This window comes from Glutamicibacter sp. AGC84 (assembly GCF_053543575.1).
Window position 1 is genome coordinate 15652 of record NZ_JBLVOC010000018.1, and the last position, 26231, is coordinate 41882.

Genomic DNA, 26231 nt, shown 5'->3' on the forward strand with positions numbered 1-26231 from the left:
GGCGCACTTCCGGCCGGCTCTTGAGCCCGGCCGATTTGCCGGCCCCGGCCACCACTCACGAGCAACCCCGGGACCCCGGCTGATTCGGCGCGCCCGCATTCCCCTGCCGGCCCGCCACCTATTGCCTTTATTGAAGGAAACCGAAATGAAACGCACTGAGCAACCCGTGAACGACCTGGTCAGCGAGCTGCACTCGGCTCGCCGGCGCCGGCCCAGAAGATACCTGTCCTCCGGCACCGACTACTGGGTCTTCGGCATTGCCGGACTCCTCGCCCTGGCGTTCATCGCCTGGGGCTTCGCTTCGCCCGAAGGGCTGGGCTCCGCGGCCGGGAAGGCCCTCGACTGGGTGATTACGAACACCGGCTGGGTCTTCGTGATCGCCGCGACCGTTTTCACCCTGTTCGTGCTGGTGGTCGCGGCCAAGAGCTTCGGGCGCATCCCGCTGGGCAAGGACGGGGAGAAGCCGCAGTTCAGCACGGTTTCCTGGATCTCGATGATGTTCGCCACCGGCATGGGCATCGGGCTGGTCTTCTACGGGGTGGGCGAACCGCTGTACTTCTACATGTCCCCGCCGCCGGAAACCGTGGGCGGGCAGACCTCGGCCGCGGTGGGCACGGCCATGGGCACCACCATGTTCCACTGGACGCTGTTCCCCTGGGCCATGTACGCGATTGTCGGGCTGGGCATGGCCTACGGCAGCTTCCGGCTGGGCCGCCCGCAGCTGTTCTCCTCGATGTTCACCTCGATCTTCGGCGAAAGGGTCGTCCACGGCTGGGGCGGGAAGACGATCAACATCCTGGCCATCTTGGCCACGCTCTTCGGCTCGGCCTGCTCGCTGGGGCTCGGCGCGCTGCAGATCGGCGGCGGCATCCAGTCCGCCGGGCTGCTGTCCTCGGTGGGTTCCGGGGTCCTGGTGCTGATCATTGCGGTGCTCACCGCTTTGTTCGTGGCCTCGGCCGTCTCCGGAATCGAGCGCGGCATCCAGTGGCTCTCCAATATCAACATGGTGCTGGCGGTGATCCTGGCGCTGATCGTATTCATCGGCGGGCCGACGCTGTTCATCCTGAACGTGATCCCCAATGCGGTGGGCTCCTTCATCGCGGATCTGCCGGAAATGGCCTCGCGGACCGCGGCTTCCGGGGACGGCGACATGGCCGCCTGGCTTTCCTCCTGGACCATCTTCTACTGGGCCTGGTGGGTTTCCTGGACCCCGTTCGTGGGCCTGTTCATCGCGCGGATCTCGCGCGGGCGCAGCATCCGCCAGTTCGTCACCGGGGTGCTGCTGGTACCTTCCACCGTCACGCTGTTCTGGTTCGCCATCTTCGGCGGCGGCGCCATCGGCCTGCAGGAGCGGGCCGAGCGCAACGGGGATATGGGCCAGGCGCTGGCCCAGATGGTGGACGGGGCCCCGGACATCGACTTCAACTCGGTGCTCTTCGAGCTGCTGGGCGCACTGCCATTCCCCGAATGGTTCTCCATTGCGCTGATGGCTCTGGCCGTGGTGCTGATTGCCATCTTCTTCGTCACCGGGGCGGACTCCGCCTCGATCGTGATGGGCGCGCTCAGCGAACGCGGCGCGCAGGAGCCCTCGAAGAAGTCGGTGGTCTTCTGGGGCGTCTCGGTGGGAGCGGTGGCCGCGGTCATGCTGCTGGCCGGCGGGGACCATCCGGCGGCGGCCCTGAACGGGCTGAAGAACATCACCATCGTCTCGGCGCTGCCCTTCGTGCTGGTGATGCTGCTGCTGTGCGTGGCGCTGTGGAAGGACCTGTGCCGTGATCCGCTGGTGCTGCGCGGCAAGGTGGCGATGGAGGTGCTGGAGCAGGCGGTGGATGACGGAATCGACCGCCACGAAGGCGAGCAGTTCAGCCTGATGACCAGGGAGAACTCCATTGTGGCCGCGTCGGGCCTGCCGGCTGGAGACCGGCCGGAGCCGGTGGCCCAGGAGCTGGAAGCCCCGGTGCGCGAACCGCAGCCGCGGCCCGAAACTGATCTGGAACCCGAGGGCGCCGGCCGCTAGCGGCCGGTTCGCGTCCCCGGCATCCAGCTAGGGGGCGCGGCGCAGGGCCTGCTCGAAGTGGGCCACATGCTCGGAGACCAGCCGCGCTGCCAGCTGCGCGTCGCCGTCGAGGATGGCGCGCAGCAGGGCCGAATGCTCGGAAATGTGCTCTGCGATCGGAGGCATCTGGTCGATGACCAGGCACCAGATCCGGGTCACCAGATTATCCAGGCGCACCAGGGTTTCCTCCAGGTACTTGTTGGCCGCCGCTTTGTAGATGAGCCGGTGGATGCGCACATCCAGCAGCAGCAGCGAACGCTGGTCCAGGGCGGGATCCAGGGCATCGATCTGCTGCAGGTAGCCGGCCAGCTGCTCGCGGATCTGCGGGTCCTTGTTCGCGGCCGCGTTGCGCGCGGCCAGCGGCTCGAGCACCTGGCGCATTTCGGAGATGTAGTTCAGCTCGTGGAAATCCACGGCCGTGGCGAAGGTGCCGCGGCGCGGATAGGACACCACCAGATGGTCGGTCTCCAGCCGCTTGAGAGCCTCGCGCATCGGGGTGCGCCCAATGCCCAGTTCCTCGGCCAGCTGAGGCTCGTGGATCGGGTGCGTCGGAGCGATTTCGAGCAGCACCAGCCGGTCGCGCAATGCGTTGTAGGCTCGATCAGCCATCGAGCCTTGCTCGGTGGCGACGCTGGTCAGTTCGTTGGGCCTTGGCATATCGCTCTCTATCACTGTTCAAAAATCAATTGCCGACACACAAAGAGTATCGCCCCGGCTTCGATTTAGGCGCTTTTCCTGCGCCGATGCGCTCAACAGCCCTTGGCTTGCCGGCAAACGGCAGAGCGGAAAACTGTACTGGGGGCGCTGGGAAAGGCGCCAGGAAGAACCGCCGGAAAAGTTGTTGACGCTGTGCTGAAGCACACATAGTATTGTGATCATCAATTGATATATCAGTATCCGGCCAGAGGTTGGCGGGACTGCCCGCAGCTGCTTCCGAAGGCAGGGGCAGCGCGCAGTTCCGCTGGGAAAACCCAGGCCGGACGGCTTTGAATCCGCGGCGCAGAGCACTGCGCGGAAGCCAGGTGCAACCGCATGAAAATTCCCCGAAAAACCACTACGAGCCATGGCGAAGCTAATGCCATCTCGGCGAAACCAAGGAGCGGCACGATGACCGAACCGAACAACAAGTATGTCCTGACCCTCACCTGCGCCGAGCGCCCGGGCATCGTGCATGCGGTCACCGGGTTGCTGCTCAAGCACCATGGCGACATCCGGGAGCTCAAGCAGCATGACGACCAGCTTTCCGGGACGCTCTTCATGCGCATCGAATTCGAGGTCGCCGCGGCGGAGGATATCCCCGCCGAGATCGCGGAGCTCGAAGCGGGCCTCGGCCAGCTCGCCGATGAGCACCAGGCCACCTGGGGTTTGCGCCCGGCTGGAAACAAGAAGCGCGTGGTGGTGATGGTCTCCAAGTTCGGCCACTGCCTGCACGATCTGCTGTTCCGCGCCCGGATGGGGGAGCTGCCGGTGGAGATCGCGGCCGTCGTCTCCAACCACCCGGACCACCGGCAGCAGGTCGAGTGGAACGGGATCCCGTTCTTCCACATTCCTGTTACCCCTGAGACCAAGCCCGAGGCCGAGTCCAAGCTGATGGACCTGGTGGAGCGCTTCGAGGTGGATCTGGTGGTGCTGGCCCGCTATATGCAGGTGCTCTCCGATGACCTCACCCGCAAGCTCACCGGCCGGGCCATCAACATCCACCATTCGTTCCTGCCCTCCTTCAAGGGGGCCAAGCCCTACCACCAGGCCTTCGAGCGCGGGGTGAAGACCGTGGGCGCCACGGCGCACTACGTGAATTCGGAACTGGACGAGGGGCCGATCATCACCCAGCGCGTCCAGGAAGTGGACCACAGCTACGCGCCCGAGCACCTGGTGGCCGCCGGACGCGATACCGAGTGCAAAGCCTTGTCCGATGCGGTGCGCTGGCACTGCGAAGACCGGGTCTTCCTCAGTGGCTCGCGCACCGTGGTGCTGCGCTAGCACCCTCCGGGCCACAGGCCCCGGCGGGGATTCGATGGACATCATATGACGATGCCCGCCGAACCCGGCCGGGGCCTTTGCTGTTGCCCGCCATTTGGGACCGGGGGCGCCTGACCGGAGGCGCCGAGGCGGGGATGGTCGTGCGGTCGAATGCAGGGGCGCGGAAGTTTTCCCAAGTTAACCTAGGAATTATCCTTGTCTTGGCTACTGGGGCTATGCAAGGCTATGGATCAAGCGGGTGCTTGTGACCCAGCTCATGAAATCAGAACCAGCGGCTCCCAGAAGGAATGTGTCGATGTTTGGACTACCGGCGTTCACGACCATGGTCATCATCGGGGTTCCGGCCCTCTGGGTGATCTATACAGGTGTTTTCCTGTGGCTCAGCCGCGGCTGGAAGCGCGAAGATGCGCAGGAGCAGCAGTGAATATCGAGATCCTGTTCCTGATCATCTATTTCATCGCCATGGCCGGCATCGGCTTCTGGGCGCTCAAGCGCGGCAAGCAAGATGCCGAGGGATTCCTGCTCGGCGGGCGCAGCCTCGGCCCCGGCGTCACCGCGCTTCGCCTGCAAAGCTCATCCATGTCCGGCTACATGTTCATGGGTGCCGGATCCATGGGCTACACCCAGGGCTATTTCAGCATGTGGTACGCGCTGGGCGACCTGGGCGGCGGCATCCTGAACCTCTCGGTCCTGGGCCGGCGCATGCGCAAGATCTCCCAGATCCTGGGCTCCATCACCTCCATCGAATACCTGGAGCACCGCTACCCCTCGAAGTGGATCCGTCTCATCGCCGCCCCCGTGGCGCTGTTCTGCATGTTCTTCTACGTGCTGGCCCAGTTCATCGCCGGCGGCCGCGGACTGGAAATGGTCACCGGGGTCTCCTTCCCGGTGGCCCTGGCGATCGCCATCGGAGTGATTGTCCTCTATACCTTCCTGGGCGGCTACCTCGCGGTGGCCTACACCGACTTCGTGCAGGCGATCATCATGGTGGTGGGCATGGTCTGGATCCTGGTTGCCACGCTGATCGCCATCGGCGGGTTCACCAAGGGCAACGAGGCCGTGGGCGCCATCAACCCCAACCTGCTGACCATGTGGGGAGCGGACCTGGGCTACCAGGGCCAATGGGGCGTCATCATCGGTGCCTTGCTGGTCTTCTCCATCGGCTACATGGGATGGCCGCACGTGGTGGTCAGCCACATGGCCATGAAGAAGCCTTCGGTGGCACGCACCGCCGGAGCCTACTCGCTGGCCTTCAACCTGCTGTTCATCCCCGGCCCCTACCTGGTGGGCTTGTTCGCGCTGATCCTGCTGCCTAATCTGGCCAACCCGGAAACCGCGATCTTCGAGGTCGCCGACGCGGTACTGCCGACTTTCGCCGTGGGCATCGTCATGGCAGCGATCATGGCAGCCATCATGTCCACCGCCGATGCCCTGCTGCTGCAGGCCGGCACCATCGCCAGCCAGGACATCTACGCCCGGTTCATCAACAAGAAGATGAGCGATGCGCAGATGGTCTGGGTCTCGCGGATCACCGTGCTGGCCCTGGCCATCATCGGCTTCGCCATCGCGGCATTCGAGCCGCCAGCGGTGGCCGCCGTGGTGATCTTCTCAACGACCGTGCTGGGCAGCGCCTTCGTCCCTTCCTATATCTGCGCGGTGTGGTGGAAGAAGGCCAATACCGTTGGCGCGATCTCCTCGATGCTTGCCGGCACCCTGGTCTCGGTGCTCTGGCAGGTGTCCGGGGCTCCGGATGCCACCGGCATCGATCCGATGGTCACCGGCATCCTGGCCTCCACCGCGGCCATGGTCATCGGCAGCCTGGCCAGCCAGAAGTCGCATCCCGTGCCGGAGCATATTGGCCGGGCCCTGGACGAGACCGCGAAGATCGGCCCAATCCCGAAGAAGATGCTCATGGGCCAGGACTCCCTGCTGGCCAGCCAGGCGGAAATGGCGGCCCGCGATGAATGAGCTGGTGCTGAAAACCTTGGTTGATGACCAGGACGCGCAGCGCATTCTTGCCGCCAAGGCGCCAGGGCTGAGAGTCGAGTCGGCCAAGCTGCGCCACCATCCCTTTGCGGGGTTCATCTTCGAGGTTCCGCAGCTGGCCGGACGGACCGGGCAGGCGCACGCCTTGGTGGACTACTACTCGGGCAAGGCTTTCGTCTGCGATCCGTGGCAAGCCGAAGATGCGGAAACCGGCCAAGTGCTGGACCGGGTAGCTGACCCGCAGTGGAACACCATTGATTTCGACACTGCACGCCGGCGGGCCAAGGCCCTGCTGTCCACCGCGGCGCTGCGCCGGGCCCGGCTGGCCTGGCGCGGCGGGATCCGCGAAAAGAGCAGTGTCGCCAAGATCTGGAAACCCAACTGGGTGATCGAAGCGAGCCTGGAGAAAAAGTCCTACCGCGTCATGGTGGATGGACTGAACGGCGGCTACTTCTTCATCGGCAGCTGAGACCGGAAACGCCGGAGGACGGCGCAATGACCAAGATCCAACCCATCACAGGAAGACATCGGAGATTCAATGAAGAATATGCCAAAGCAGTTCCCCGCCCGGATGCTGAAGAAGGGCTCCTGCATCGTTGCCGGCTCGGCACTGTTCCTCGGCTTGGGGCTGGTCCCGGCCAACGCTGTAGGCAACGGGCCGGACTACACCGGAAATGAAACCATCAACACCTCGATCCTGCATACGCACGAATCGATGGCCGCCGAACTGCGCAAGCAGGATGCCAAGCAATCGGCGATGGAACTGGAAGTCATCGGCCAATCGGCCAAGGGACGCGATCTGTTCCTGGCCAAGTACCTTTCTAACCCGGAAAATCCCACGATCATGTCCTCACCCAGCAGCACGGCAACGAGCAGCTGACCACCGAGGGGACCCTGGAAGTCATCAAGCACCTGGGCTCGGGGCGGATGAAGGAGGTGCTCGCGGACGTCAACATCCTGGTGGTGCCGATGCTGAACCCGGATGGCGCCATGGGCGATGTGGACTTCCCGCTCGATGACTACATCGCCTCGGGGGACCGGCACCTGACCCGCTACAACGCCAACAACGTGGACATCAACCGGGACCACGTGGCCAAGACGCAGCCGGAAATCCAGGCGCTGCACAACAACGTGCTCTCCGCCTACGGCATCGACTACATGATCGATTTGCACCATCAGGGCACCCGCTCGGCAGTGGATGGCAAGCTGGTGTCCGGCTCGATCCTCTACCCGACGACCCCGGACGTGCCTGAGGAAGTCCGGGAGGGTTCCAAGCGCCTGGGCGCAGTGGTCTACCAGAATGTCGACCGGACCGGCTGGGGCCACTTGGGCAAGTACGTGGGCGGGACCGCCAACACCATTGCGCGCAATGGCATCGCGGCCGAATACGGCATTTCCACCCTGCTCTTCGAAATGCGCGGCATGAGCGACCACAGCAACCCGGATTATGTCCTGGGACAGAAATCCAATGGCTACTTGCGCCAGCAGACCATCCTCACCTTGGAGAGCACCATCAAGGCGGTAGCCGATGGCTCCGTGGAAACCATGGACACCTCGTTCTGGGACAGCCTGCCGGAGCAGTCGACCTTGCCCGGAGAAGAAGCCGACGAATAGCCGCTCCAGTTGATGGCGGGCCCGCAAGGGCCCGCCATTGTCCTGCCTGGAGCAGGAGAACCGCGCTCGGCCCGAAGCGCTGCCGGCCCTAGGGGCGCATACGGTACGTTTCTACTAGCACTGTCCATACCGGCAAGGAAGCTGACCCATGCTCATCCGCAATGCCCGCCCTTGGGGCGGTCCGCCCAGCGACATCCTGATTGGCGACGGCAAGATTTCAGCGATCTCCGCGCACGACCCGCAGCAGGTGCGCAACCTGGCGGACGTCGATGGCCGCGGGCGCATCCTTCTTCCTTCCTTCTCCGACGTGCATGTGCACCTGGATTCCACGCGCATCGGACTGCCTTTCCGCGAGCACACTGGACGCCCGGGGGTGTGGGGCATGATGAGCAACGACCGGGAGAACTGGCGGGATGCCGAAATCGGCTTGCCCGAGCGCGTGGCCGGAACCCTGGAACGGATGATTGCCCGCGGCACCACGCGGGTGCGTTCCTTCGCCCAGGTGGATGTGGATTCCAAGCTGGAGAAATACGAGGCCGTGGTGGCCGCGAAAAAGAAGTTCGCCAACGAGGCCGAGGTGCAGATCATGGTCTTCCCGCAGGCCGGGATCCTGCGCGAGCCGGGTACCGTGAAGCATCTCGAGGACGCTTTGGAAGCCGGTGCGGATGCCATGGGCGGCATCGACCCCTGCGCACTGGACCGCGACCCGGTCCGCCACCTCGACGTGGTGTTCGGGCTGGCCGATAAATACCAGGTGGATATCGACGTGCACCTGCACGAGCCCGGTGCGCTCGCCGTCTTCTCGGCAGAGCTGATTGCCGAACGCACCCGGGCGCTGGGCATGCAGGGCAGGGTCAACCTGTCCCATGCCTACGAGCTGGGCAGTGTCAGCGAGGCTGCCAGCCGCCGGCTGATCGACACCTTCGCCGAGCTGGACATCTCGCTGACTTCCGTTGCGCCCAGCACCTCCAATCATCTGCCGCTGGTGGACCTGGTTGGAGCCGGGGTGCGCTTCGGCTTGGGGGAGGACGGGCAGCGCGACTATTGGAGCCCCTACGGGAACTGCGATCTGCTGGACCGGACCTGGCAGCTGGCTTTCGTCAACGGCTTCCGCCAGGACGAACTGATCGGGCATGCGCTGGCCGTGGCCACCATGGGCGGTGCCTCGATCATGGACCGCACGGTGCCGCGCCTGGCTTCGGTGGCCGACCGCCCGGGGGTGGCCGTGGGAGACCGGGCCGACCTGGTGCTGGTGGATGGCCAGAGCATTGCCTCCACCGTGATGGACCGGGGCACCGACCGCACGGTCATCCACGACGGGCGCGTGGTGGCCGAGGGATTGAAGGTGCTGTCCGTAAGCGAGCCCTACTGAGATCGAGCAGGTGTTCGCGTGGAACTTGTCGGCGGAACTCAACCGCGTAGTTGCATTCCAGCAGTGCACCCGTGCATTCAAGATTGCGGCACCCACCAGAGAGTCCACGGCGTGCTTCGATAAGTCGCGGAATTGGCTGCGCTGCAGCCTGGCCGGGATCTCGAGCCGCTCCCAATTCTCTTCCGAACTTTGGTCCCGGTGAGCTTGTCAGCGGCGAGTTCGCCCTGAGGCCTCCGGCATGGATCTGGACAGGGAGAACCCAGCGACGCAGGGCTACCTTGCCAATGTCCACCGCCGATTGGCGCACGCAGCGGGGAGCGGCGTGGGCATTCCTCAGGGCCATGGTGCTGCGCGGATCTTGCTTTCCGGTGTGCAGATTGGGCCCGCTATCCAATTCCCCGGTGGAAAGCACGATGAAATCCGAGGTGATCCACGTAACTGCCCGGCATTGAATGGCCAAACGTTCCCGCCTTCAGTTTTACACGTTGTCGAAATACAGTCACCGATCTGTAATACTGGTGGTGTGCAAAAATCCTCCCGCTCGTCACGTGCTCTCAGAGGCACCGCCGCCGCGTTCTTCGCGACGTTTGTTTCTCTGGCTTCCCACGTGCTTGCGGGCGGAGCCATACCGGGCATCCTGAACGTCGCGCTCCCGCTGTCTCTGTCGCTCATGGTCTGCATCTTGCTCAGCAGCAAGCGGTTCACCTTCTGGCGGTTGTCCATGATGGTGGGGTTCAGCCAGGTGCTTTTCCATCTCCTGTTCTCCATGGGAGCCGGGCATTCCGCTCTTTCATCCGCAGGGCAAGGCATCCACGCGCATCATGGGATGTCCCTGGCGGTCGATGCGACCGGCTCGGCAAGTACCACCATGGCAATTCACAGCGATGGCACCATGCTGCTGGCTCACTTCCTTGCTGGGTTCGCAACAGTTCTGGTGCTTCACCGCAGCGAGCAGCTACTCATCGCCGCTTCAGACATCATTAGCCTGTTCACCTGGAAACTCTTCTGGCGACTGGTCAACTTCGCCATTCAACCAGTGCGACCGCAACCAGTTCCTGCCGAACCGCGCGACATCCCTGGCTGCACAGTGGCTGTGTATGCAACGTCTGTCGTTCGCAGAGGCCCACCCGCACTGGCTAAGGTGTAAGGCACCAGTTGCAGTCCATTAGGCCTGCGGCTTGTCCGCTCCTGCTTTCAAAGGCCCCGGAATCGGACCCTGACATGCCCCATCCCGGGACAAGTTTCTATGCTCGTGCGCACTGGCTTGCCTGAAAGCATGCCGGTGAACCTATCTTTCTGAGTTCTTTCTATAGGCATTGCCTGTCCGGACTCCATTGCGCGCTCCGGCTAGAACTTCAGCGGCCAACCGACCCAGCTTCGCAAGCCCTATCCGATCAGGGCTATTTTCTCCTCTGCTGTGCCCAGCACCATGCGTCCTGCCCACCGGCACCATGCCTCGGTGGTTGCGGGCACCACAGCAGCAATAATTCAGAGCGCGCTATTCGTGCTTCTCTCATTTTCCTAGGATTAACAGTGAAAACCTCTTTTGCCCTGCGCACCACCGCCCTATCCGCAGCCGCATTGATCGCCTTAGCAGGTTGTGCCGGCACCCCTGCTGCCAACAGCAACCCGGCTCCGGCTGGCGCCTCTGTCACCATGAAAGATCCATGGGTGAAGGCTATCGATGAGGGGATGTCGGCGGGATTCGGCACGATTCAAAATACCGGAGGCCAGGACATCACCATCACCTCGGTCACGAGCCCGGCCTCCAGCGATCTGGAACTGCACGAAACGGTACCCAACGAATCCGGGGCCATGGTGATGCGCGAAAAAACTGGCGGATTCACCATTCCCGCCCACGGCGAACTGCATCTTGAACCAGGGGGAAGCCACATCATGCTCATGGACCTCGCCGAACCGCTCAAGCCCGGCAGCGTCGTGAACATGAGCCTGGAATTCTCCGATGGTACCAGCTCCGAGATCACCGCCCCGGTGAAGGATTTCGCCGGCGCGAATGAAAACTATGACGGCTCCGAGCACGAGGGCATGGATCATGGCGAGATGGACAAGGACGACTCCGAATCCGAAAGCGCCCACGATCACTAATGCCACACGTAGATGCACCCGCCAAACAAGGCCCAAGCAGGCGAGGAATTCTGTTCGGCGGCGCCGCAGTCGGACTGGGAGCAATCGCAGCTCTGGGGATCGACTCCCTGTCCAGTGCAGCGGCGCCGGCCGGCGGCTCGGAGCCGCTGCACGGACAAGCCGTGATTCCGTTCTACGGCGCACACCAGGCAGGAATCACCACGGAGCCACAAGCCCACGCCAGCTACGTCGCGTTGGACTTGCGTGATGGCCTTGACCACGAGTCCCTGCAACGACTGCTCCGTCTGCTCAGCGATGACGCGGCAAGGCTCACCCAAGGCCAGGCGGCCTTGGCAGACACCGAACCGGAACTGGGCACTGTTCCCGCACGGCTCACCGTGACCTTCGGATTCGGTCCGAAGCTCATGGAACTCGCCGGCTCATCGGCCGGCGAAAGCCAGCCGCTGCCGGAGTTCAAGATCGACGAGCTCGAAGAGCGCTGGAACGATGGGGATCTGCTGCTGCATATCGCCTCGGATGATCCATTGTCCGTTGCGCATGCCCAGAGGATGATGCTCAAGGATGCCCGCCGGTTTGCCTCGGTGAAATGGGTGCAATCCGGGTTCCGCCGGTCCCGGGGATCCGAAGCCAGCGGCACCACGATGCGGAATTTGTTCGGACAAGTCGACGGGACCGTGAATCCCGTTCCAGGTTCGGAGGATTTCAACTCTGTGGTGTGGAACGCGGATGGGAGCACCACGATGGTCATCCGGCGCATCCGAATGAATGTTGATACCTGGGATGAGCTGGACCGTTCTGGCCGGGAATTCAGTGTCGGGCGGACCCTGGGCAACGGGGCACCGACCACTGGAAGCAAGGAACACGATGAGCCGGATTTCGAAGCGACCAACGCTCTGGGATTCACGGTCATCGCCGCACACGCGCACATCCGCAGAGCCCGTTCCGAGAACACGAACGAGCGGATCTTCCGGCGCGGATACAACTACGACGAGCCACCTACCGGGAACGAGATCTCCAACTCCGGGCTGATCTTCGTGTCCTACCAAAAGAGCGTGGCCGAACAATACACCCCGATGCAGCAACGGCTATCGGACCTCGATGCGTTGAACCAGTGGACGACTCCCATCGGCTCGGCCGTCTTCCTGATTCCGAAGGGCTGCGCTGAAGGAGGGTTCATCGGTGAAACTCTCTTCGCAGCTTAGCCGCCGATACTTGTCCTACTTTGCCCCCAAGGATCCCTCATGACTCTTCTGGAAACCACGTCCCCCGAATCCCAGCCGCCGACCGGGACTTCGAAACCCAACAGAAAAGGATGGTTCGGCCAGCTGCTGCTACGGCTGCACTTCTATGCGGGAATCTTCATCGGCCCGTTTATCCTTGTCGCCGCCGTGAGCGGCGCCTTATATGCAATTACTCCGCAAATCGAACAGGCTGTCTATGCCGATCAGTTGCGCGCGCCGCTAGCCGACTCCTATTTGCCGCTCGCCGATCAAGTAGAGGTGGCTAACACCTACATGGGCAGCGGTGATGCACTGGTGGCGGTTCGACCGGCACCACACCCCGGTGATACCACTAGGGTGATGTATGAGGATGAGAACCTGGGAGCCAGCGAAACCAGGGCTATTTTCATCGACCCGGCCACCGCTGAAATCCGCGGTGACTTGACCGCCTACGGAACCAGCGGAGTGCTGCCCCTGCGAACGTGGATCGACCAGTTGCACCGCAACCTGCAGCTCGGCGAGCCAGGGCGCATGTATAGCGAACTGGCAGCCTCCTGGCTGGGAGTGATCGCCCTGGCAGGACTTGCCTTGTGGATTCTGCGCATCAGGAAATCCAAGCGCAAAAAAGACCTCATCCGCCCCGCTGCCAAGGCAACGGGCTACCGGCGCCTGGCCAGCTGGCATGGATCGCTTGGGATCTGGGTCTTGCTCGGCGCATTCTTCCTCTCCGCCACCGGCATCACCTGGTCGACCTACGGTGGCGCCAACGTCAGTGAGCTGCGCGCCGCGCTGAACTGGGGCACCCCCTCGGTGGACACTGGACTGTCTGCCGCGGAGAGCAGCACAGGTGATGAACACGCCCACCACCACGGGACAGCGCCCGCGCCAACCGGCGAATCGGTGAACCCGGCGGCATTCGACACCATGCTCTCGATCGCCAAGGAAGTCAACGTCAATACGGGACTGGTTGAGATCAAGCCGCCAGCCGCTGACGGCAAGGCGTGGGTGGTCCAAGAGATCCAGCGGTCCTACCCGACCGAAGTCGACGCTGTCTCCATCAATGGGCAAACACTGGACGTCGTTGACCGAGTTGATTTCAGCGAGTTCAACCTCGCAGCGAAACTCTCGCGATGGGGAATCGACATCCATATGGGCTCCATGTTCGGACTGCCCAACCAGATCCTGCTGTTCCTGGTGGCCTCTGCCATCGCCTCCATGGTGGTGCTGGGCTATGCGATGTGGTGGAAGCGCCGCCCAACGAAGAACCCGGGACAACGCATGGGCAAAGCACCTGCACGTGGCGGCCTAGCCCGCGCCCCGTGGTGGGGCAACCTGCTGGTCTTGCTGGCTGCAGCTGCCGTCGGCGTCTTCCTGCCCCTGATGGGGATCAGCCTGGCCTTGTTCCTGCTCGCAGACTTGGTCATTGGCTGGACTCATGGAGTTGGGAGCCAACGCCCGGCCACAGAGTAGCAAGCTGGCCTCAGTGGTGTTTGGGCAGTGTTCTGTGTGCGTTGCACGCGGATCACTGCCCCTCCTTAACTGAACGATTTTGATGCACCGTAAAGTGCGCGCCCAGGGAGGCCATTTGCGAAGCCGGATCACGAAGCTGGCTTCGTGACAGCGGCGAGTTCGGAAGGGACGATGAAGGGCCGGCCGCAATTCGGCAGGTCAAGCACCTCATGGGCCTCGGCTTGAGGGGTTCCAAGGATCTGGCCACCGGGACAGGCATGCCAGGAGCAGTGGAATTGTCTTGTGGGGAGAGGAAAGCGAGCAGTCGCGCTACGGTTTTGTCCGAAATCGCGAATGAAAATTACGATGTCCACTAAGGATTGCAATTTTTCCATCACTGCGCAGGCAACACATTCCAAGCGAATGCTGCAAAAGCGCTCGGGGACAGACGAAGGGGCCGCCGCGGCATATTCGTTCGGGGGAACTCACCTGATTGCGAGTTAGCGCTAGCGCGGGTGCAGCGAAGCTGCCCAGAGCTCACCGAGGATCAGCTCACTTCAACAGTGAGCCACCTGTGGCCGAGACGGCCGCTTGGCGACGATCTCGGTCTGCAGCTGGCTGCTGTTGGCGACAAAGATATCGACCAGGTAATCCTGGCTGACGCTGACATTATGCATGGCGGGGGATCCAGTCAAGGCCAGCGCCTTCTGCGCGAGGATCGTGACGGCACGCCGCCACCGGATGAGCCGACGGCAGCAAGCTAGGTGGCGCGCAGCGCGGCAAACGTCGCCGAAGCGACCTCGGTGACCGCGCGCTCCCAGTCGCCGAGCAGGCCCAGGATGTTCTGCCCATCGGCGCGGCGGGCATCCAGCTGCCCGGCCAGCGCGGCCAGGGTCGCCGTGCGCAGCTCGGTGTTCAAATTGACCTTGCCCACCCCGAAGGAAATGGAGCGCGAGAGGTCCGCGGGCGCGATGCCCGACGCCCCGTGCAGCACCAGCGGCACCGGTGATTCGGCGTGGATGGCTTCCAGCACATCCCAGTGGATCTTCGGTTCGCCCTTGTAGCGGCCGTGGACATTGCCAATGGCCACGGCCAGCAGCTGCGCGCCGCTGTCCTGGACGAACCGGGCCGCCTGCGCCGGATCGGTCAGCTGGGAGGCGCTCTGCTCGAAGGCCTTGTCCTCATTGCCGGGAAGCGCGCCCAGCTCGGCTTCCAGCACCACGTCCGGACCGATCAGCGAACGCACCTGCTGGACGAAGGCGGTATTCTCCTCCAGCGTCCCGGCCGAGCCGTCGGCCAGCACCGCGGTGGCGCCGGCCTGCACGGCGCGGGCGATCAGCTGCGCGTCGCTGGCATGGTCCAGCTGGATCGCCACCGGCACGTTGGCCTGCTCGCCCAGGGTGCGCAGGGCCGAGATCAGCCGCAGGCCCGCGGTGGACCCGGCGGCCTTCGGCGCGACGTTCAGGATGACCGCGCGGTCCTGGGCTTCGGCCTCGGCGACCACGGCCAGCGCGGTGGTGAAGTCGTAGCAGGTGAAAGCCGGGACGGCGTGCCCTGCGGCAATGGCCTGGGCGACCATCTGGTTCATGGGGGTGAGCATCGGGATGATTACACTCCTGCAGCGGTGATGATGGCGTAGGTGATGGCGGTGAGCGCGAATCCGGCCACGCCCAGCACCGTGGTCAGCACGGTCCAGGTGCGCAGGCCCTCGGCCACGGACAGGCCCAGGAAGCGGGTGACAATCCAGAAGCCCGAGTCGTTCACGTGGCTCAGGCCGAAGGCGCCGAAGCCTACCGCTGCCAGGACCAGTGCGGTCTGCACGGTGGAATAGCCGCCGGCTTCCACCGCTGCGGCCAGCAGGCCGGTGGTGGTGATGATCGCGACCGTGGCGGAACCCTGCGAGGCGCGCAGGATGGCGGCCAGGATGAAGGCCATGACGATGATCGGCAGTCCTGCCGAGGACAGCGACTGCGCCAGCACGGTGCCGATGCCCGATTCGGTGAGCACCTTGCCGAACACGCCGCCGGCACCGGTCACCAGGATCACGATGGCCGCCGGGGCCAGGGCCGAGTCCATGACCTTGCCGGTCTGCTCGCTGGTCCAGCCGCTGCGCACGCCCAGCAGGTAGTAGGCCGCCAGCACGGTGACCAGCAGCGCGACAGCAGGGGATCCGACAAAGCCCAGGATATTCGCGGCAGTTGATTCCGCGGGCACCAGCGAACCGCCCACGGTGCCGAGCATGATCATCAGGATCGGCAGCAGGATCATGGAAATGACCATGGACGAGGTCGGGGCCTTGGTCTTGGCCAGGGTGGTGCCGGCTCCGGACGCGCCGAAGGATTCGAACTGCTCGGCGGTTTCGGGAAGCATCGGGATCTCGCGGCGGTTGATGCGCTTGGCCACGAAGTAGCTCAAGACGCCCAGCGGGGCGCAGAACGCCAGGCCCAGGATGGTGGCCCAGCCGATGTCGGCGCCGAGGATCTCAGCGCCGCCGACGACACCCGGATGCGGCGGAACCACTACGTGGATGGCCAGCATGATTGCGCCCACCGGCAGGCCGATCTTCACCGGCGGAACGCCCAGGGCCTTGGCGAAGCCGTAGATGATCGGCACCAGGACGATGAAGCCCACGTCGAAGAACACCGGAATGGCCAGCAGGAAGGCCGCGGTGGTCAGCGCGGCGATCACCCGGCGCGGGCCGAAGAGCGCGGTGAAGCGGGTGGAAAGCACCTGGGCTCCGCCGGAAATCTCGATGACCTTGCCGAGCATCGCGCCCAGGCCCACCAGCACGGCCACGCTGCCCAGCGTGCCGCCCATGCCCGTGGTCACCAGGCCGGCCACCTCCTGGATGGGGATGCCCGCGGCCAGGGCCACGAGCATGCTGACCAGCAGCAGGACGATGAAGGCGGGCATCTTGAACTTGATGACGCCGAGCAGCAGCAGGGCCACTCCGGCCACTGCGATCAGTAGCAGCATTAGCGGGCTCATGGGTTGTGTCGTCTCCTTTGACGCGGTGCGCGGGTGTCGAACCCGCGCGCTGATGACTTTACTGGGCAGCCTTCGGGGCTACGACCTTGATGACTGCGGAATCGTCGGCCGCGGCCAGCTCGTGGGCTTCTCCCAGCAGGTAGAGCTGTTCGGCCGCCGAAGCCACCGGGGTGGACAGGTGCAGGGAGCGGGCCGCGGAGGTCACGATGCCCATGTCCTTGACGAAGATGTCCAGGCGCGAGAGCACTTCGGCGCCATCCTCGGAGTAGGCCTCGAGCATGCGCGGGCCGCGGTTGCCGAGCATGAAGGAGTTCGCGGCGCCGGCCTGCAGCGCTTCCAGGGTGGTGGCCTGGTCCAGGCCGAGCTTGTCCGCCAGGGCCAGGGCCTCCGCGGCCGCGGCGATGTGCACGCCGCACAGCAGCTGGTTCACCGTCTTCAGGGCCTGGCCATCGCCGGGCTTGTCGCCCACGATGCTCAGGGTGGAAGCCAGCAGCTCCAGCACCGGGCGGACCTTCTCCAGCTGCGCCGGCTCAGCGCCGACCACGATCAGCAGGTCGCCTTCGCCGGCGCGCACCGGGCCGCCGGAGAGCGGCGCGTCCACCAGGCCCAAGCCCAGTTCGGCCAGGCGCTTGGCGGTGGCGGGCACTGCTTCTAGGCCAACGGTGGAGGTCAGGATGACCACCGCGCCGGTTTTCAGCTGCCCGGCCACGCCCTGCTCGCCGAAGAGCACGGCATCCAGCTGCTCGCCGTTGCGTACTGCCAGCAGCAGTGCATCAGCGCCGGTGACCGCTTCGCGGGCCGAAGCGAAGGTAGTGATGCCCGACTGGCTGGCCAGGGCCATGCGTTCGGCCGAGATGTCGAATCCGTTGACTTCCAGCTCGGTGGCCAGGCGGGTTGCCATGGGCAGGCCCATGGCGCCCAGGCCGAGGACTGCAACTTTGGTAGTGCTCATTGGGATCTCCAGGAAATTGTAAAGATGGTTAGAAAGTGGCGCTCAGCTTGGCGGTGACGGCGGTCAGCGAGCTGTCGTCGCCCACGTTGCCGGCGAAGACGATGTAGGGGATTCCGGCGGCTGGTCCGTCCACCGATTCCCAGAGCGAGACAATGCCCGGGAGCATTGGCCCGCGCACGATCGCATGGCGGATTTCCAGGCCATGGGCGGCGACATCCGAGGAAGTGATCCCGCCCTTGGCGATCACGAAGCGCGGGGGAGTGGCATGCAGGATCAGGTTGACGACCGAAACCACCGCAGCGCTCACGGTGCGGGCGATCTCCAGCGACTGCGCCGCGTCATCGGTTTTCACCAGCTTGCGCGAGGTGTGCACGATGACATCCTGGGTGGCCAGGGCGGCGCTGATCTGCGCGGCCTTGCCCTTGAGGTAGGCCTCGGAGCCGTCGGCGAGGATTTCCGGGACGTCCAGCTCGATCACCGTGGCATTCGAGTGCCGGCCGGTCAGGTCGGCCAGCTGGCGGGTGGTCACGCCCACATGGGAGCCCACCACGATCAGCCCGCCGGCCGTGCGCCGCTCGGCGCCGTTGCCCGCGTAGATCTCCTCGGCGGACAATGGCTGGCGCTGCTGCTGGCCGATGCGGGCACGCACGAAGGGCGGGCCCACGCGGCACAGCACGCGGGTTCCGGCCGCTTCGGCCTGCTGCAGGCCTTCGGACAAGGCCAGCAGGTCGTTTTCCGTGACGATATCCGCGGTGGCCACCTGCGCGTTGGAAGCTTCGGCCAGGCGGCCGGCGATGGAGGAAGCGCCGGAACGGATGGTGTCCAAGTCCAGGACCATCACGTCCTTGGCCGCGATGCGCCCGGCGGTCTTCTCGGCGACGTAGTCCGGCAGGTAGCTGGTGCTGAATCCGAAGGTGGCGTCTTTGGCGAACTCCGTCTGGCTGACCTTGGCGACCTGGCCATCGATGGTGCGCATGTAGTGCTCGCCGGCCACGGTGATCCGCCCGGCTTCGCCGAAAGCAGGAACCATCAGCACGGCATCCACCGAGGAATCCGGATCCACGGCCGCCGCGGTGGCGGCCAAGGTGTCGGTTTCCAGCGGGAAATGCCCGCGCAAGGTGGAGTCGCTGCGGCTGACAAAGGATACCGACAGGCCGGTTTCCGCCGCTGCCTGCAGGGCGGCCCGGGCCACCTGCTCATTGCGCAGCGCGGCGTCGGCGGCATCCAAGGAGCGGGTGTTGGTCAGCACGTAGACGGCCAGCGGGCGTTCGCCATCCAGCTGCAGGTCGAAGGCCCAGCGGAAGTCCTCGACGTCCCAGCGGGTGAGCACCGGAAGGTTGCTGACCGATTGGGTTCCGGTCGGGTCGTCATCCAGGACCACCAGCACGCTGCCGGTGGAGCGCGCGGCCTCGGCGATTTTCGCGGGCTCGATCTCGCGCTCCGGGAGGTATCCGGCGAGCAACTCGGACTCAAGCATGGTCAAGGACTCCTTCGTCATTGGGCAACGTCTGCGCATCATAGGTAAGATGTCAGACATCTGTCATGACGATTAGTGTTACATGGATCGCGGTCAGCCGCAACTGCCTGCGGGACATAGACTGGACAAGTCTTTGGCGGGATGAATTGTCCCGGGGATGGAGGAAGCATGGCCCGGAAATCATTGGTCGTAGAGGTCGCCGACAGCGTCCTGGACCGTATAGTCAGCGGTGAACTGTCGGTTGACGAGTTGATTCCTGGCGAGCTGGAACTCTGCGAGACCCTGGAAGTCAGCCGGATGACGGTGCGCGAAGCGATCAAGACACTCGCGGCGCAGAACATCATCCGCGTCGAACGGGGCCGCGGGACCTATGTGAATCCGGTCAACATGTGGAACTCGCTGGAGGCGGTAGTGCGCGCCACAACCGCCGGCGTGGGGGCGGCCGCGGCCGCCGTGCAGCTGATCGAGTTGCGCCGCATGCTGGAGACCGGCGCCTGCGAGCTGGCCGCCTCGCGGATCACCGAGGAGCAGCTAGCAGCAATGGGCGAACTGCTCGAAGCCATGCGCGCAGCACACGCGGCCGAGGATCTGGACAGCTTTGTCGAAGCAGACCTGGAATTCCACGACGTGATCCTGCGGGCCTCGGGAAATGTTTTCGTTTCGGCGCTCTACGAGCCGCTGGGCCGGGTGCTCTCTTCCCGGCGGCGCGAAACCAGCGCCTTCGCGCAGATCCAGCAGCACGCCATCGCCGAGCACGAGCAGATCCTCGTTGCGCTACAGCGGCGCGACAGCTCCCAAGCACGCCAAGCCATGGACAACCACATGCAGCAAACGCTGGATGATTTGAACACCTTCGTGCTCAATCGATAGCCATCGGGCCAATTGCCGTTTGGCACCCTGGTGGGAACGCGGTGTCCAGGGATATGGAGTGCATCCCTGTGTGCTGGGCCATGAGCAGTAGACCGGGATGCATGGCAATGACGCAGAAGCCGAGCTCAGGCGTTGAAGCTCTCGGCGAGCAGGCGATAGGCATCCAACCGGTCTGCCGGGTCGCAGACCAAGGTATTGAGCATCAGCTCATCGGCGCCGTGCTCCTCGGCCAAGGCCAGCAACCGGTCGCGGACCTGGTCCGGTGTGCCTACGATCAGCGCCTGGCTGCGCTCCTCGGCACGGGCCCGTTCCTGCGCATTCCACGGGTGGCTCGCCGCCGTTGCCGTCGAGGGGATCGGTCCATCGTGGCCGAGGTCCTTGCGCACGCGCCAGAGCAAGAGCGCGTTGGCCAGTGCCTGCGCCTTCTCTTCGGTCGCGGCAGTGGCAAAGCGAACGGCCAGCACGGTGTGGGCGGCGTGCCCTGCATTGGCCGCGGCCTCGCGGTAGGCCCGGGTGGCAGGCTCGCCGCCAGCAGGGCGCAGGAAGTGCCCATGGACGTAGCCCGCCCCGAGCATTCCAGGCAAGGGCGCGGTGGAACCGCCGGCGCCCAGTACCCAGACGCGGCCTGCCGGTTCGGTATCCGAGGGCTCATGGACGGCGTCCAAATCATGCACCAGGGCGGCAATCTTCTGCGCGTAATGCGGGTCCGAGAGTGCAGCGCGGCCCACGCCGATGTCCACCCGGTCTGGGTGCACGGCGGCCAGCAGGCCCATGGCTTCGGAGACCTTCTGCGCCTGGTAGTACGGCAGCAAGATGGCACCGGTGCCGACCCGAATGGTCTCCGTGCGTTCCAAAGCCAGCGCGGTCATCATTTCCGGGGCGGCACTGGCGAACGATTTCGAGTGGTGGTGCTCGGCAAACCAGATGCGGTGGTAGCCCAGCGCTTCCGCATCCTGAGCCAATTGCAGGCCGCTGGACAAGGCCTGTCCTGCGGTGGTGGCATGCTCGGTGAGGGGGACCTGGTCAAGTATGGAAAGCCTCATGCAGGCCGGCTTTCTTTGCGATTCTCCTGGGCAATCTGCAGCTGCATGATCATGTCCTTTCAACGGCGAGGGTCCAGTCAGTGAGCTTACCGCGTTGCACAAGGCAGCGGGGCATCCAAGACGCGGGACCCGAGAGGTGCTGGCGATATACGTCTTCACCCAGAGGCGAAGCCGAGAGCGCTTAGATCATTCTCCATGTTGAATATAGGGGACGGGCACCGATCTACTGTTGATAAGTTGATAGAACAGAATCTGCGTCAACCTCGGAAAAGGAAAACCATGCACGGCACTTCCCGTTCGGCAATCAATCGCACTTCGACATGGCTGGCGGCCAGTTCTGTGGCGCTTGCTCTGGGCATGGGCCTGACTGGCTGCGGCGCTGTTGAAGACTGGGACAAGGCGACTTCCGATGCCTGGGCCGTGACCTACGAAGTGACAGTTAGCGGGGAAGCCGCCGATGTGCTGAACGGTGTGTCCTACCTGGACTCGCCCAGCCGCGGCGAAGACTCGGCCGAAGTGACCGAGGAAGCGGTGGCCACCACCGGCGGTGCTGGCAAGAACAGCGAATCGACCTGGACTGCCCAGAGCGTCATCACCGCCGAAAAGGATGCAGCCATCGCGGCTACGCCTGCCGCGGGCAGCACCGCCACCTGCCGGATCCTGCTCGACGGGGTAAAGGAGATCGCGGCGCAAACCGGCACACCCGGCGAACGCGTGGAATGCGCCGTAACGACCCCTGCCTTCGGGGAAAAATAGAACCCGGCATCAGCCAAACCATGATCGGAGCGGGTATCGGAAGCATTTGATGAGTAGTTGGCGTGCTCCGAAACCAAGCGAGCATCCCAGAGGTCGGGGGAGTGCCAGCGCCTATCTGGCACTAGCCACGAAGATAAAATGCCGAAGCCCTGCAGCTATCACACAGCTGTAACCCTGCGGCAGTCCGCGAATGCAATTGCCCTTCATCAAGTTAATTTTCGACGATTTATAGGAAACAAATTCTCTGGTAGTTGACTCATTCGCCATAGGATGCGATCAGCGCGATGGTGCGCTTCGGGAGCCGGAATTTGAATGGAGATGGGGTATAAGATGGGACCTTCAGAGAAGCCAGTAAAAACCACCACCGACGGGCGCTACCTGATAATCAAGGGGCGGCGGTGGAGAGCCAGTGATCCCTCTATCCCTGCGAAACTACGACAAGAGTTGGTCAACGAGCTGATGTCAGCCCGCCGGGCAGTCAAGCAAGGCGAAATCGGCGCTAGGAAGCGTGTGAATAATGCCAAGCTCGCGCTGGGCGAACGTGGACAGCCGTGGTGGGAGGATCCGGAATCGGATTCAATGGGAGAGCGAATTCGCGCGACCATTCGCAGCTTGCTGAGCCAAAGGGTAAACACGTCGATCTGCCCGAGTGATGTTGCACGCATAGTGGGCGGGCCGGACGAAGGGTGGCGCAAGTACATGGGCCAGGTGCGCCAGATTGCGGCGGCATTAGCCGCGCAAGGTGAAGTCGTTGCAACTCAAAATGGCGAGCCCGTCGAAGCTGACGGTGTCAAAGGCCCAATTCGGATTAGACGCCGACACCCAGGCGAATGAGATTGCTCGATCTCTAGGGGAAGAATCGAGAATATGCCGGCACCGTGGTCTTCATGCCCGGTGCAGAGGGAGTGCTTCAGGCAAGGAATCGTCCCTCTAGACGCCGTGCTCGGTAACCATGAGCCGGCTGTGGTCGCTAAACTGTCGACCGTATTGCTGGAGCGCTTTATAGAGGCAGTAGCTGTCGTCTTCGAGACCAATATTGAGCATAACCCGGTAGAGGATGAACTTTTTCGCTGAGCTCCTGGAAACCGTCCTTAAATGTTCAACTGCCGGAGCTCCGATGAAAGGAGGAAGCTGACTGAAGTAGACGCTGCGTCCCAGGTAATTTTACGTGCTGATGGTGAGCACTTCCTAATGCTTTTCACGAAAATGCGTCATTGAGAGGGAACTGGCAGGCAGGAGACTCAGGTGCGAAGGCGACGACAGGGGACCGTCATCGCCTCGTGGGTGATGCCATCACGCTTTGTGCACTTTGTTGTGGCTTCTTGGCTGTTCTGGATCCTGGTATCCGCAACCCTGGATAGAGGACCGAGGCCAACAACTAGCCCCCAGAAGAAGCCCGGTTCTGGACCATTAGCGGTCCAGCACAACATGGGGATTGGCCAGCCATGAGAATGAACCAGGAGGGGTGGGCTGAAGGGCTTACTGGCTGGTGTCCGCCGCGACGGGCGCTTCTGCGTGGCAGCGTTCTGGGAGAGGATATCGAGCCTGTGAGATGGTTCGCGACTGCATTGCGGGGCAGGCTGGGATCTTGTGGGCGACGGCAGTGTTCTTCCAGAATTTCACGCGGAACTCCGCAATGAGCTCGGTCGCCAGGCGTTCGAAGAACTCTTCCATGGTGAGTCGATCAGCGCAGGCCTTGGTGACTTTCAGTACTGCTTGGGGGACGGTGACATGCATCATGTGCAGTTCTTCGGTCCGCGGATCGAGCATGGCAACCAGCACTGCGCGGCCATGGATCGATGCCATTCCCATGGCATCGTTGAGCGATTCGGCAGGCTGCGTCATGACGATAGGCATTCCCTGCGCCCAACCGTAGTCGGACAGGTGGGACTTGCCTTCACGGGTGGCGAGAAAATCAGCGACTCTGACTGCGGTTCGGGTTCGTGCGATTCTACCTGGCATTTTAGATACTTCCCTTTCCTGCGCTGCGCATGAAAATAACGATATAGAAGCAAGACTCCGCAGCGAGGTGCGCTTCAGAGAGGTGCCTTTAACTTGGTGCTGTCGCTCTAGGCGGTCGGCGGATGTTGCAAGTTCTAGGCCATGCTTAAATCTGCATGGGATCCATCTGATTCACTTCCCGATCCGCTAGGTTCGAACCCTAACCCAGTGGTGGGGGCCTGCGAAGGTGCAGCGAAAGGCTGATCGAGCCAATGTGCTGGGATTTCAGCTTCGGGCGCGTGCTCTGGTCCCGCGAGCAAGTTCTCCCTGCCGGCGACGGCGAACTGCAGATTCTTCACCTCGAATCGGACACCGAGCGCTGTCTCCATCTGCGGCATGAGGGTGTCGTTGACGTATTGCATTAGCGAGGAAACGTCCCGTTCACTCTTCGCGGTGCAGGTCAAATTTACGACCAGCTGCTCCGGGGACCCGGTAATGGTGCATATTGCCGAATGCACCGCGTCCCGGCCCCGACACTGCTCAGAGGCGAAGGCGGCGATCTTGTGGATTCGAGTGGTCCACGCATTGGTGTCATGCATCTTTGTTTCTACGGGAACTGCTAAGAATTCTTTCATCTTTCACTCCGGTACTGATAGCTGTTTCGTAGTAGAATATCTTTAGACAAGCTAACTATTAGATAGGTTACATGATTTTTTCTGTGTTGAGCAAGCTGGACCTCGCGAATAAGGGCATTGGAACCCCGGGGGTTGCGGGCATGGCGTTCGCATCCGGCGGAAGGAGTTTTCATGAGTAGGTATCAAGCCAGCGGGTATTGGTACGGCGAGGGCCGTGCGGTGCCCGAAACGGTGGATTTGTTGAATCTGATGCGCAAGTACCGTGAGGCGGAGCGGAAGATGCGAGCTGCGACCCGCGGTTCGATGGGTATGAATGAGACCGATATGTCCGCGCTGCGCTTCCTGCTCGCCGCGCACCGCAAGGGGCTGGTTCCCCGCCAGCGGGATTTTGCTGAGGAACTGGGGATCTCCAATGCTTCGGTGTCGGTACTGATCGACCGGTTATGCCGCGATGGGTATGCCGAGCGTATTGTGCATCCTGCAGATCGGCGGTCTGTGGGAATTGTGCCCACTGACTACAGTGATACGGAAGTTCGAGGAACGCTGCATCGGATGCATGAGCAGATGATGGATGCCGTAGGCACGCTCTCCGAGGCCGAGCGGGTTGCGGTTGCCAAGTTCCTGGAGGCCATGATCCGAAGCGTCGAGATCGAGGACGAGACAAGCCAGCCTTCCAGGGGGAAATCTCAGATGGCGGAGAGCACCGCGTCTTCCCGGTAGGTGCAGAGCGCAAAGCACCGCTTTATCCGCGCTGGAAGATCTGACCGATACCTTAGTTAGCAGCCCGACCAAGGGATGCTTGCCCGTTTAGTTTCCTTCAGTGTTTTTGATTCTCCGCGTGCTCTAAGTGAGTGATCGTCTGACGCGCGAGGGGCCTAGATCCTGAGTTTCTGAGGGCAGGTTTCTGAGGAAAACCTTGTGGTAGCTGTCGTAGGCAACTTGGACGCGTAAGTTAGACGAAACCAGAAAGTATTTAGCCTTTCTAACAAGTTAGGGTGATGCAAATGCCACGAAAGCACGTCGATGTAAGTGTCAGTCATGCTGAGTTCGAAGATCTGAATAACGCTCTGGAGGACCATCGAGATGGTTTCAAGAAGATGGCCGAAGAAGCGACTAATGGCTTCGGCTTAGAGCCGGCCTACTGGGAAGGACGGGCCCAGGAAGTTGAGGGTCTACGCGAGAGAATTCACGAGCACAGTACTGACGAGCTCGAACAGAGCGAGTCTTCCACCAAGGAAGAGGACACTGGCCCTGAGGTTGAATCGGCTCGGGATCGGGACCTTGAATCTGATTCTCGTCAATGAGCATCCGGCGCAGGCATGCGAGAGGCACTTCATCACACGGCAACGGTCCACCACTATTCCGTGGTGGACCGTTGCTCTGCAGGTGCAGTTAGGCACGCTTGCGCGTGAGCAATCCCCTAATGACTAGTACGATCAGCGAACCGCCAATGGCCAGGACCCAGCTGGACAGGGACCAGAACTGGTCCACGCCTTCGCCGAAGACTGCTGAGCCGATCCAGCCACCTACGATTGCGCCGACGACGCCCAGCAGCAAAGTAGCGAGCCGTCCGCCGCCCTGCTCTCCGGGTTTGATGGCCTTGGCAATAGCACCGGCGATCAGTCCCAAAACGATCCAACTTAAAATATCCATGGGTTCTTCTCGACTAGTTCGTATTGGGTCTTGCCCGTTGGCGGTGACACTCGCCCCTTGTCCAGCAAGCTACCCGCAGCTGCCATCCAGCAGGCGCACAGCGAACGGCACGTGGCGGCGATAGAATTGCAAG

At 63.0% G+C, this 26231-nt stretch carries 25 protein-coding genes and 1 pseudogene; 16 read left to right on the forward strand and 10 right to left on the reverse strand.

What is annotated here, in order from left to right; all coding sequences use genetic code 11:
- Nucleotides 1-145: 145 nt before the first annotated feature.
- Nucleotides 146-2017 (forward strand): BCCT family transporter, encoded by a 1872-nt coding sequence (locus tag ACNPN0_RS11995; RefSeq protein WP_105662331.1) that lies wholly within the window; start codon nt 146-148, stop codon nt 2015-2017.
- Between the two features lie 27 nt (nt 2018-2044).
- Here ACNPN0_RS11995 and ACNPN0_RS12000 read toward each other — a convergent pair whose 3' ends face one another.
- The gene (locus ACNPN0_RS12000; protein ID WP_448937210.1) at nt 2045-2713 is read right to left on the reverse strand and encodes a GntR family transcriptional regulator; all 669 of its coding nucleotides are present in this window, start codon (nt 2711-2713) and stop codon (nt 2045-2047) included.
- Nucleotides 2714-3163: 450 nt separating this feature from the next.
- Here ACNPN0_RS12000 and purU point away from each other — a divergent pair, with 450 nt between their 5' ends.
- From purU to ACNPN0_RS12050, 10 genes and pseudogenes are all read left to right on the forward strand, one after another.
- Nucleotides 3164-4036 (forward strand): formyltetrahydrofolate deformylase, encoded by an 873-nt coding sequence (gene purU / locus ACNPN0_RS12005; RefSeq protein WP_448937209.1) that lies wholly within the window; start codon nt 3164-3166, stop codon nt 4034-4036.
- A 295-nt stretch (nt 4037-4331) separates the two neighbouring features.
- Nucleotides 4332-4460 carry a hypothetical protein gene (locus ACNPN0_RS12010; protein ID WP_400341641.1) on the forward strand — a complete coding sequence of 43 codons (129 nt, stop codon included), beginning with the start codon at nt 4332-4334 and terminating at the stop codon, nt 4458-4460.
- Nucleotides 4457-6004 (forward strand): sodium/proline symporter, encoded by a 1548-nt coding sequence (locus ACNPN0_RS12015; RefSeq protein WP_448937208.1) that lies wholly within the window; start codon nt 4457-4459, stop codon nt 6002-6004. Before ACNPN0_RS12010 ends, ACNPN0_RS12015 begins: the two co-directional genes overlap by 4 nt.
- Nucleotides 5997-6491 (forward strand): hypothetical protein, encoded by a 495-nt coding sequence (locus tag ACNPN0_RS12020; RefSeq protein WP_448937207.1) that lies wholly within the window; start codon nt 5997-5999, stop codon nt 6489-6491. Before ACNPN0_RS12015 ends, ACNPN0_RS12020 begins: the two co-directional genes overlap by 8 nt.
- A gap of 102 nt (nt 6492-6593) precedes the next feature.
- Nucleotides 6594-7636: pseudogene (locus ACNPN0_RS12025) on the forward strand (M14 family zinc carboxypeptidase).
- Nucleotides 7637-7784: 148 nt separating this feature from the next.
- Entirely contained in the window at nt 7785-9008 is a 1224-nt protein-coding gene (locus ACNPN0_RS12030) for an amidohydrolase family protein (protein ID WP_448937206.1), read from the forward strand.
- 238 nt (nt 9009-9246) lie between these two features.
- Nucleotides 9247-10155 (forward strand): hypothetical protein, encoded by a 909-nt coding sequence (locus ACNPN0_RS12035; RefSeq protein WP_448937205.1) that lies wholly within the window; start codon nt 9247-9249, stop codon nt 10153-10155.
- A gap of 386 nt (nt 10156-10541) precedes the next feature.
- Nucleotides 10542-11114, forward strand: coding sequence for a copper chaperone PCu(A)C (locus ACNPN0_RS12040; RefSeq protein WP_448937204.1), 573 nt, complete (start codon nt 10542-10544; stop codon nt 11112-11114).
- Nucleotides 11114-12316, forward strand: coding sequence for a Dyp-type peroxidase (locus ACNPN0_RS12045; RefSeq protein WP_448937203.1), 1203 nt, complete (start codon nt 11114-11116; stop codon nt 12314-12316). The genes ACNPN0_RS12040 and ACNPN0_RS12045 overlap by 1 nt, the downstream gene beginning before the upstream one ends.
- Before the next feature lie 39 nt (nt 12317-12355).
- Nucleotides 12356-13804, forward strand: coding sequence for a PepSY-associated TM helix domain-containing protein (locus ACNPN0_RS12050; protein ID WP_448937202.1), 1449 nt, complete (start codon nt 12356-12358; stop codon nt 13802-13804).
- A 536-nt stretch (nt 13805-14340) separates the two neighbouring features.
- On the opposite strand, the gene ACNPN0_RS12055 is transcribed toward ACNPN0_RS12050, so the two are convergent.
- From ACNPN0_RS12055 to ACNPN0_RS12075, 5 genes are all read right to left on the reverse strand, one after another.
- A complete protein-coding gene (locus ACNPN0_RS12055) occupies nt 14341-14478 on the reverse strand; it encodes a hypothetical protein (protein ID WP_448937201.1) in 138 nt (45 codons plus the stop codon).
- Between the two features lie 65 nt (nt 14479-14543).
- On the reverse strand, nt 14544-15371 hold the full coding sequence (locus ACNPN0_RS12060; RefSeq protein WP_448937200.1) for a class II fructose-bisphosphate aldolase: 828 nt from the start codon (nt 15369-15371) through the stop codon (nt 14544-14546).
- 20 nt (nt 15372-15391) lie between these two features.
- A complete protein-coding gene (locus ACNPN0_RS12065; protein ID WP_448937199.1) occupies nt 15392-16771 on the reverse strand; it encodes a GntP family transporter in 1380 nt (459 codons plus the stop codon).
- A 58-nt stretch (nt 16772-16829) separates the two neighbouring features.
- Nucleotides 16830-17723: an NAD(P)-dependent oxidoreductase gene (locus tag ACNPN0_RS12070; RefSeq protein ID WP_448937198.1), complete on the reverse strand. Its 894-nt coding sequence runs from the start codon at nt 17721-17723 to the stop codon at nt 16830-16832.
- Between the two features lie 28 nt (nt 17724-17751).
- On the reverse strand, nt 17752-19200 hold the full coding sequence (locus tag ACNPN0_RS12075; protein WP_448937197.1) for a four-carbon acid sugar kinase family protein: 1449 nt from the start codon (nt 19198-19200) through the stop codon (nt 17752-17754).
- A gap of 168 nt (nt 19201-19368) precedes the next feature.
- On the opposite strand from ACNPN0_RS12075, the gene ACNPN0_RS12080 reads away from it, so the two are divergent.
- Nucleotides 19369-20070, forward strand: coding sequence for a FadR/GntR family transcriptional regulator (locus tag ACNPN0_RS12080; protein WP_448937196.1), 702 nt, complete (start codon nt 19369-19371; stop codon nt 20068-20070).
- Nucleotides 20071-20195: 125 nt separating this feature from the next.
- Here ACNPN0_RS12080 and ACNPN0_RS12085 read toward each other — a convergent pair whose 3' ends face one another.
- A complete protein-coding gene (locus ACNPN0_RS12085; RefSeq protein ID WP_448937195.1) occupies nt 20196-21113 on the reverse strand; it encodes an LLM class flavin-dependent oxidoreductase in 918 nt (305 codons plus the stop codon).
- A gap of 279 nt (nt 21114-21392) precedes the next feature.
- Here ACNPN0_RS12085 and ACNPN0_RS12090 point away from each other — a divergent pair, with 279 nt between their 5' ends.
- Nucleotides 21393-21869 (forward strand): hypothetical protein, encoded by a 477-nt coding sequence (locus ACNPN0_RS12090; RefSeq protein ID WP_448937194.1) that lies wholly within the window; start codon nt 21393-21395, stop codon nt 21867-21869.
- A gap of 330 nt (nt 21870-22199) precedes the next feature.
- Nucleotides 22200-22703, forward strand: a complete 504-nt coding sequence (locus tag ACNPN0_RS12095) for a DUF3253 domain-containing protein (protein WP_448937193.1) — start codon at nt 22200-22202, stop codon at nt 22701-22703.
- Between the two features lie 645 nt (nt 22704-23348).
- On the opposite strand, the gene ACNPN0_RS12100 is transcribed toward ACNPN0_RS12095, so the two are convergent.
- Together ACNPN0_RS12100 and ACNPN0_RS12105 are read right to left on the reverse strand one after the other, a co-directional pair.
- Nucleotides 23349-23831 (reverse strand): hypothetical protein, encoded by a 483-nt coding sequence (locus tag ACNPN0_RS12100; protein ID WP_448937192.1) that lies wholly within the window; start codon nt 23829-23831, stop codon nt 23349-23351.
- A gap of 134 nt (nt 23832-23965) precedes the next feature.
- Nucleotides 23966-24445 carry a hypothetical protein gene (locus ACNPN0_RS12105; protein ID WP_448937191.1) on the reverse strand — a complete coding sequence of 160 codons (480 nt, stop codon included), beginning with the start codon at nt 24443-24445 and terminating at the stop codon, nt 23966-23968.
- Nucleotides 24446-24616: 171 nt separating this feature from the next.
- Between ACNPN0_RS12105 and ACNPN0_RS12110 the strand changes: the two genes are divergently transcribed.
- Nucleotides 24617-25165 (forward strand): MarR family winged helix-turn-helix transcriptional regulator, encoded by a 549-nt coding sequence (locus ACNPN0_RS12110; protein WP_448937190.1) that lies wholly within the window; start codon nt 24617-24619, stop codon nt 25163-25165.
- Between the two features lie 284 nt (nt 25166-25449).
- Nucleotides 25450-25749, forward strand: coding sequence for a hypothetical protein (locus ACNPN0_RS12115; protein WP_448937189.1), 300 nt, complete (start codon nt 25450-25452; stop codon nt 25747-25749).
- A gap of 88 nt (nt 25750-25837) precedes the next feature.
- Here ACNPN0_RS12115 and ACNPN0_RS12120 read toward each other — a convergent pair whose 3' ends face one another.
- On the reverse strand, nt 25838-26098 hold the full coding sequence (locus ACNPN0_RS12120) for a GlsB/YeaQ/YmgE family stress response membrane protein (protein ID WP_448937188.1): 261 nt from the start codon (nt 26096-26098) through the stop codon (nt 25838-25840).
- Between the last annotated feature and the right edge of the window lie 133 nt (nt 26099-26231).

Excerpts from the sequence above, each read along its gene's own strand:
- ACNPN0_RS11995 (WP_105662331.1), top strand. The coding sequence starts at position 146 with ATGAAACGCACTGAGCAACCCGTGAACGACCTGGTCAGCGAGCTGCAC.
- ACNPN0_RS12000 (WP_448937210.1), bottom strand. The coding sequence starts at position 2,713 with ATGCCAAGGCCCAACGAACTGACCAGCGTCGCCACCGAGCAAGGCTCG.
- purU (WP_448937209.1), top strand. The coding sequence starts at position 3,164 with ATGACCGAACCGAACAACAAGTATGTCCTGACCCTCACCTGCGCCGAG.
- ACNPN0_RS12010 (WP_400341641.1), top strand. The coding sequence starts at position 4,332 with ATGTTTGGACTACCGGCGTTCACGACCATGGTCATCATCGGGGTTCCG.
- ACNPN0_RS12020 (WP_448937207.1), top strand. The coding sequence starts at position 5,997 with ATGAATGAGCTGGTGCTGAAAACCTTGGTTGATGACCAGGACGCGCAG.
- ACNPN0_RS12030 (WP_448937206.1), top strand. The coding sequence starts at position 7,785 with ATGCTCATCCGCAATGCCCGCCCTTGGGGCGGTCCGCCCAGCGACATC.
- ACNPN0_RS12035 (WP_448937205.1), top strand. The coding sequence starts at position 9,247 with ATGGATCTGGACAGGGAGAACCCAGCGACGCAGGGCTACCTTGCCAAT.
- ACNPN0_RS12045 (WP_448937203.1), top strand. The coding sequence starts at position 11,114 with ATGCCACACGTAGATGCACCCGCCAAACAAGGCCCAAGCAGGCGAGGA.
- ACNPN0_RS12050 (WP_448937202.1), top strand. The coding sequence starts at position 12,356 with ATGACTCTTCTGGAAACCACGTCCCCCGAATCCCAGCCGCCGACCGGG.
- ACNPN0_RS12060 (WP_448937200.1), bottom strand. The coding sequence starts at position 15,371 with ATGAACCAGATGGTCGCCCAGGCCATTGCCGCAGGGCACGCCGTCCCG.
- ACNPN0_RS12065 (WP_448937199.1), bottom strand. The coding sequence starts at position 16,771 with ATGAGCCCGCTAATGCTGCTACTGATCGCAGTGGCCGGAGTGGCCCTG.
- ACNPN0_RS12070 (WP_448937198.1), bottom strand. The coding sequence starts at position 17,723 with ATGAGCACTACCAAAGTTGCAGTCCTCGGCCTGGGCGCCATGGGCCTG.
- ACNPN0_RS12075 (WP_448937197.1), bottom strand. The coding sequence starts at position 19,200 with ATGCTTGAGTCCGAGTTGCTCGCCGGATACCTCCCGGAGCGCGAGATC.
- ACNPN0_RS12080 (WP_448937196.1), top strand. The coding sequence starts at position 19,369 with ATGGCCCGGAAATCATTGGTCGTAGAGGTCGCCGACAGCGTCCTGGAC.
- ACNPN0_RS12085 (WP_448937195.1), bottom strand. The coding sequence starts at position 21,113 with ATGAGGCTTTCCATACTTGACCAGGTCCCCCTCACCGAGCATGCCACC.
- ACNPN0_RS12090 (WP_448937194.1), top strand. The coding sequence starts at position 21,393 with ATGCACGGCACTTCCCGTTCGGCAATCAATCGCACTTCGACATGGCTG.
- ACNPN0_RS12095 (WP_448937193.1), top strand. The coding sequence starts at position 22,200 with ATGGGACCTTCAGAGAAGCCAGTAAAAACCACCACCGACGGGCGCTAC.
- ACNPN0_RS12100 (WP_448937192.1), bottom strand. The coding sequence starts at position 23,831 with ATGCCAGGTAGAATCGCACGAACCCGAACCGCAGTCAGAGTCGCTGAT.
- ACNPN0_RS12105 (WP_448937191.1), bottom strand. The coding sequence starts at position 24,445 with ATGAAAGAATTCTTAGCAGTTCCCGTAGAAACAAAGATGCATGACACC.
- ACNPN0_RS12110 (WP_448937190.1), top strand. The coding sequence starts at position 24,617 with ATGAGTAGGTATCAAGCCAGCGGGTATTGGTACGGCGAGGGCCGTGCG.
- ACNPN0_RS12115 (WP_448937189.1), top strand. The coding sequence starts at position 25,450 with ATGCCACGAAAGCACGTCGATGTAAGTGTCAGTCATGCTGAGTTCGAA.
- ACNPN0_RS12120 (WP_448937188.1), bottom strand. The coding sequence starts at position 26,098 with ATGGATATTTTAAGTTGGATCGTTTTGGGACTGATCGCCGGTGCTATT.